At 71.5% G+C, this 4666-nt stretch carries 5 protein-coding genes; 3 read left to right on the plus strand and 2 right to left on the minus strand.

The genetic code is table 11. From position 1 onward, the window contains the following. Positions 1 to 134: 134 nt before the first annotated feature. The gene (gene ppgK, locus IE239_RS31585; RefSeq protein ID WP_190152860.1) at positions 135 to 881 is read right to left on the minus strand and encodes a polyphosphate--glucose phosphotransferase; all 747 of its coding nucleotides are present in this window, start codon (positions 879 to 881) and stop codon (positions 135 to 137) included. A gap of 29 nt (positions 882 to 910) precedes the next feature. Further along, on the minus strand, positions 911 to 1930 hold the full coding sequence (locus IE239_RS31590) for a 4-hydroxy-3-methylbut-2-enyl diphosphate reductase (RefSeq protein WP_190152861.1): 1020 nt from the start codon (positions 1928 to 1930) through the stop codon (positions 911 to 913). A gap of 167 nt (positions 1931 to 2097) precedes the next feature. Here IE239_RS31590 and xseA point away from each other — a divergent pair, with 167 nt between their 5' ends. The 3 genes from xseA (at position 2098) to IE239_RS31605 (ending at position 4538) form a co-directional block, all read left to right on the plus strand. Then, positions 2098 to 3444, plus strand: coding sequence for an exodeoxyribonuclease VII large subunit (gene xseA / locus IE239_RS31595; protein ID WP_190152862.1), 1347 nt, complete (start codon positions 2098 to 2100; stop codon positions 3442 to 3444). After that, positions 3441 to 3671 carry an exodeoxyribonuclease VII small subunit gene (locus IE239_RS31600; protein ID WP_190152863.1) on the plus strand — a complete coding sequence of 77 codons (231 nt, stop codon included), beginning with the start codon at positions 3441 to 3443 and terminating at the stop codon, positions 3669 to 3671. Before xseA ends, IE239_RS31600 begins: the two co-directional genes overlap by 4 nt. Before the next feature lie 276 nt (positions 3672 to 3947). Continuing rightward, complete coding sequence (locus IE239_RS31605; RefSeq protein WP_190152864.1) at positions 3948 to 4538, plus strand: malonic semialdehyde reductase; 591 nt, start codon at positions 3948 to 3950, stop codon at positions 4536 to 4538. Positions 4539 to 4666: the final 128 nt, after the last annotated feature.

Here is a 4666-nt window from a genome sequence, read left to right on the forward strand (position 1 = left end):
TGGCCGGAAACAGTGAACCGGGAGCCGAAGAGCAGGGGACCGGGGCCGCTGGACTGCCTGGCTGCGGAACCGCGGAACCGTCCCGCCGTCAGGCCGCGGGACCCGGGGCCCCTGGGCCCCCTCCTCGCCCGCCCCTACTCCGGCTTGGCCGCCCGCATCGCCGCGCCCACGATCCCCGCGTTGTTCTGCAGCTGGGCCGGGACGATCTCCGCCTTGATGTCCTCGATGAAGTGCAGGAACTTCTCGGACTTGCGGCTGACTCCGCCGCCGATGATGAACAGCTCGGGTGCGAAGAGCATCTCGACGTGGGCGAGGTACTTCTGGACGCGGTGCGCCCAGTGTTCCCACGTCAGCTCGTGGTCGTCCTTGGCCTTGCTGCTGGCGCGCTTCTCCGCGTCGTGGCCCTGCAGTTCCAGGTGGCCGAGCTCGGTGTTGGGGACCAGGGCCCCGTCGACGAAGAGGGCGCTGCCGATGCCCGTGCCGAACGTCAGCAGGATCACCGTGCCTCTGCGGTCGCGGCCGGCTCCGAAGGACATCTCTGCGACGCCCGCCGCGTCCGCGTCGTTGACCACGGTCACCGGCAGGCCGCCGAGCCGCTCGCTGAACATCGCACGCGCGTCGGTGTCGATCCAGCTCTTGTCGACGTTGGCCGCCGTGCGGATGGTGGACCCGCCGGTGACCACGCCGGGGAACGTCAGGCCGACGGGGCCGCTCCATCCGAAGTGCTCGACGACCTGCTTCACGCCGTCGGCGACGCCCTCGGGTGTCGCCGGTTGCGGGGTGAGCACTTTCAGGCGCTCCTGAGCCAGGTCGCCCCTGTCCAGGTCCACGGGAGCGCCCTTGATCCCGGATCCACCGATGTCCACGCCGAAGATCTGCATGGCCCTACGTTACGACGATCGACTGACAGTCACTCAGCCGAGGAGCCCGTGGCCCCGCTTCCGCCGCGCTCGGCGACCAGCGCCGCGGCCTCTTCGCGCAGGTCACGGCGGAGTTCCTTGGGCAGCGAGAAGGTGATGTGCTCCTCGGCGGCCTTGACCAGCTCGACGTCGCCGTAGCCGCGCTCGGTGAGCCAGGCCAGGACCTCCTCCACAAGGACCTCCGGGACGGAGGCGCCCGAGGTGACGCCGACCGTGGTGACGCCCTCCAGCCAGGCCTCGTCGATCTCGCTCGCGAAGTCCACCAGGTAGGCCTCGCGCGAACCGGCGAGCTTGGCGACCTCGACGAGCCGCTTGGAGTTGGAGGAGTTGCGCGAGCCGACCACGATCACCAGCTCCGCCTCCGCGCCCATCTGCTTCACCGCGAGCTGACGGTTCTGCGTGGCATAGCAGATGTCGTCGCTCGGCGGGGAGACGAGCTGCGGGAACTTCTCCTTCAGGGCGTCGACCGTCTCCATCGTCTCGTCGACGGAGAGGGTGGTCTGGGAGAGCCAGACGATCTTCGACGGGTCGCGGACCTCGACCTTGGCGACGTCCTCGGGGCCGTCGACGAGCTGGATGTGGTCCGGGGCCTCGCCGGAGGTGCCGATGACCTCCTCGTGGCCCTCGTGCCCGATCAGCAGGATGTCGTAGTCCTCCTGGGCGAAGCGGACGGCTTCCTTGTGGACCTTGGTGACCAGCGGGCAGGTCGCGTCGATGGTGGCGAGGCGCCCGCGCGCGGCCTCCTCGTGGACGACGGGGGCGACGCCGTGCGCGGAGAACATGACGATGTTGCCCGGCGGCACCTCCTCCGTCCGCTCGACGAAGACGGCGCCCTTCTTCTCCAGGGTCTGCACGACGTACTTGTTGTGGACGATCTCGTGCCGTACGTAGACCGGCGCACCGTACTGCTCCAGCGCCTTCTCGACGGCGATCACGGCGCGGTCGACGCCCGCGCAGTAGCCCCGGGGAGCGGCGAGCAGGACACGGCGGCGGCCAGGCGAAGCAGTCATGCGTCCCATCGTAAGGCCGTGCCCGGCCCCCGCCGGCGTACCCCGGGGCTCCCGTCGCCGGACCGCTGCCGGGCGCCCGATCCGGGGGCCGATCACGGTGGGGGTGCCGGTCCCGGTGGGGTGCCGGTCCAGGGGGGTTGTCAGTCCGGGCCGATACTCTCGACCGCATGGCTGTGAACACGTCCGCGGACGCCCCGCTGCCCGTCGGCCAGGTCTCGCGGCTCATCGGAGGATGGATCGAGCGGCTCGGCGCGGTGTGGGTCGAGGGGCAGATCACCCAGCTGTCGCGGCGCCCGGGGGCGGGCGTCGTCTTTCTGACGCTGCGGGACCCTTCGCACGACATCTCCGTGGGGGTGACGTGCTATCGCCAGGTCTACGACGCGGTCGCGGACGTCGTGGGCGAGGGCGCGCGGGTCGTCGTCCACGCGAAGCCGGAGTGGTACGCGCCGCGCGGACAGCTGTCGTTGCGGGCGGTGGAGATAAAACCGGTCGGCGTCGGGGAACTCCTGGCGCGGCTGGAGCAGCTGAAGAAGTCCCTGGCCGCCGAGGGGCTCTTCGCCTCGTCCCGCAAGAAGCCGCTGCCCTTTCTGCCGCAGCTGATCGGGCTGGTGTGCGGACGGGCCTCCGCCGCCGAGCGGGACGTCCTGGAGAACGCCCGGCGCCGCTGGCCCGCCGTCCGCTTCGAGGTGCGGAACGTCGCCGTGCAGGGTGTCCACGCGGTGACGCAGGTGGTCCAGGCGGTGAAGGAGCTGGACGCGCTGGAAGAGGTGGACGTGATCGTCGTCGCGCGGGGTGGCGGAAGCGTGGAGGATCTGCTGCCGTTCTCCGACGAGCAGCTGGTCCGCGCGGTCGCGGCCTGCCGCACTCCGGTCGTCTCGGCGATCGGGCACGAGCCGGACAACCCGCTGCTCGACCATGTGGCGGACCTGCGCGCCTCGACGCCGACCGACGCCGCCAAGAAGGTGGTGCCGGACGTCGGTGAGGAGCTGGAGCGGGTGCGGATGCTGCGCGGGCGGGCGCGCAGGTGTGTGGAGGCGTACGTGGAGCGGGAGGAGCGCGGGCTCGCGCACGCCCTCGCGCGGCCCGCGATCCAGGACCCGCACCGGATGATCGACGACCGGGCCGATCACGTCGCCTCGCTGGTGGACCGTTCCCGGCGCACCTTCGGGCACCTCCTGGACCGTGCCGACTCCGAACTGACGCACACGCACGCACGCGTGGTCGCCCTCTCACCGGCCGCGACGCTGAAGCGCGGGTACGCCGTGCTGCAGCGGGCCGACGGGCATGTGGTCCGGGATCCGGGCGAGGTGACGGCGGACGACGTGCTGCGCGCGCGGGTCGCCGAGGGCGAGTTCACCGTCCGGGTCGGCGACTCGCGCGGCGGCACCTCGGGCGGCGGCACCTCGGGCGGCGACACCTCGGGCGACACGGGTGGGGCGAGCGGCACAGGCGATACGGGCGCCCCGGGTGGCGTCGACGACCAGGCAGGAACCGGCAAGGGAATGGGTGCATGACGAGCAGGACGGACGAGGCGCTCGGCTACGAGCAGGCCCGTGACGAGTTGATCGAGGTCGTACGGCGTCTGGAGGCCGGCGGCACGACCCTGGAGGAGTCCCTCGCCCTGTGGGAGCGCGGCGAGGAGCTGGCCAGGGTGTGCCGGCGTTGGCTGGAGGGCGCCCGGGCGCGGCTCGACGCGGCGCTGGCCGAGGAGGAGGAGACGGAGGGCGCGGGCGACGAGTGACGCGTCGCCCCCTCACCTTCCGCCCTCCGACCGACCCGCGCCCCCCCCTGACCGGCCGACCCGCCGGTCCTACCGCCCGCTGCCGGCCCTCTCGGCCTGCCGGCGCCCCCCGGCACCTCAGGCCCACCGGGTCGGCGGGGGGGGCGGCTGTGAAGCGGATCACTCCACCCCCATATTTGTTGAAACTTGAAACTTTCCTGGCGTACGGTCGACCACGTCAGCCGATCCGGACCACGGTCCGGTACCGGATCCGGACGTACCCGAGGAAGTCCACGCATGTCTCTCGCTCTCGACCCCGCCGCCCAGGACCTGCTGTTCCGCGAGGCCCGCACCGCGAACACGTTCACCGACGAGCCGGTGACCGACGAGCAGCTCCAGGCCATCTACGACCTGGTCAAGTTCGGGCCGACGGCGTTCAACCAGACCCCGCTGCGCATCACCCTGGTCCGCTCCGCCGAGGCCCGCGAGCGCCTGGTGCAGCACATGGCCGAGGGCAACCAGGCCAAGACCGCCACCGCCCCGCTCGTCGCGATCCTCTCCGCGGACAACGAGTTCCATGAGGAGCTGCCCACCCTCTTCCCGGCCTTCCCGCAGGCCAAGGACCTCTTCTTCAGCGAGCGTCCGGCCCGTGAGGGCGCCGCCGCGCTGAACGCCGCCCTGCAGGCCGCGTACTTCATCATCGGCGTCCGCGCCGCGGGCCTCGCCGCCGGCCCCATGACCGGCGTCGACTTCGAGGGCGTCCGCAAGGAGTTCCTGGACGACGACCACACCCCGCTGATGGTCGTCAACATCGGCAGGCCCGGCGAGGACGCCTGGTACCCGCGCTCCCCCCGTCTGGCCTACGACGAGGTCGTCACCACCGTCTGAGACCGCTGACGCGTGAAAGGGCCCCCGGCGCGCTTCCGTTCTAGTGGTCGTCGCAACACCCCAGCTCAGGGGATGCGATGGACTTCGAGATTCGGGATGAGCGGAAGCCTCAGGGGCCCCGCAGGTTG

Source organism: Streptomyces humidus, from assembly GCF_014649655.1.
Lineage (GTDB): Bacteria > Actinomycetota > Actinomycetes > Streptomycetales > Streptomycetaceae > Streptomyces > Streptomyces humidus.